At 55.0% G+C, this 1033-nt stretch carries 1 protein-coding gene; it reads right to left on the reverse strand.

Features of this window, described 5'->3' with window-relative positions:
* Positions 1-787: 787 nt before the first annotated feature.
* On the reverse strand, positions 788-1033 hold a 246-nt coding region (locus ACXJL8_RS41875), incomplete at its 5' end, for a hypothetical protein (protein WP_456687123.1).

A 1033-nucleotide genomic window follows, 5' to 3' on the forward strand; every position in this document is an offset into this window, starting at 1 on the left:
CCGGTACGCCGCAACGAGGAAGATGACCAGGAAACAGGCGGCCACGATGCCAAGCACCCCTTCGGCGCTGACATCGATCTTCCAGAACTTGATTTGAAATTTGGGCGGCGGATTCATGATGTAGCTCTCCATTTAAACTCTGGAGCTACGAATCAGCTGCGCTCAGCAAAGAATCATGGATACCAAATTCGCGACTCGGGCAAGAGGGTTCCTGCAATTTAACCGGTGATGACCGGCGCCCTCTTTCCCGACTTCCAAATGCTTGTCTTCGGTATGCCTATAACCTTCTAAATCAGCGTGTTTTTCCGAAAACGAAGTTCGAGGGTAACTCTGTCGCGACGCCGACGATTTCTGGGGATAATCAATACTGCGGACGCTTCAGCAACTCGCGATTACGATGGCGGCACTGTTGCCGTAATCCCATACAACCTCTCGCTGTTTTCAGCCACAGGCTATGCTTTGCGCCAAGGGCGTCCAAGTGGCACGCAAGGGCATCTCCAAAGGCAGGAGATGGAATTGCGGTGACAGTGCATCAAATTCATTCGCCGTCGGGGCATCATCTTCGATGACGGTACGACCAAGCTTCACCTGCACCGCCCTTACATCCTGATAGCCCGGTGCGTGTCGAAGTCGAGGGTAAGACTCCGAACGCTGAGGAGATCGAGATGTGCCGCCACCTCTAGGTCCGTCTCTATGAAGCGATGGACCTCCGGGTAGCGAACTTCTGCCCGGCCCTCCTGCTGCACTCCCGCCAAATCCTGGCGGCGATCGTTGAGAACATCTCGGCCTAACCAACCCGGATTCTCGTCATGAGCCAGAGATGCACCTCCGGTTTCAATCTGCCAGTAGTGTGCAGATACAACGCGATGTTGAAGCGGCGATGGCCCTCCATCAACAGATAGGCTGCCGGAAGCACTTGATCGGGAAACTCAACCGTTTCGCGGTTGATGTGCGCGTCTCGATTGTCGAGAACGATGATCGGCGCTGGAAAATCGCCGTGCTGAAGCATATAGGCCGACGTCCGGTAAGGCTC

It is taken from the genome of Bradyrhizobium sp. P5_C11_2, from assembly GCF_054049755.1.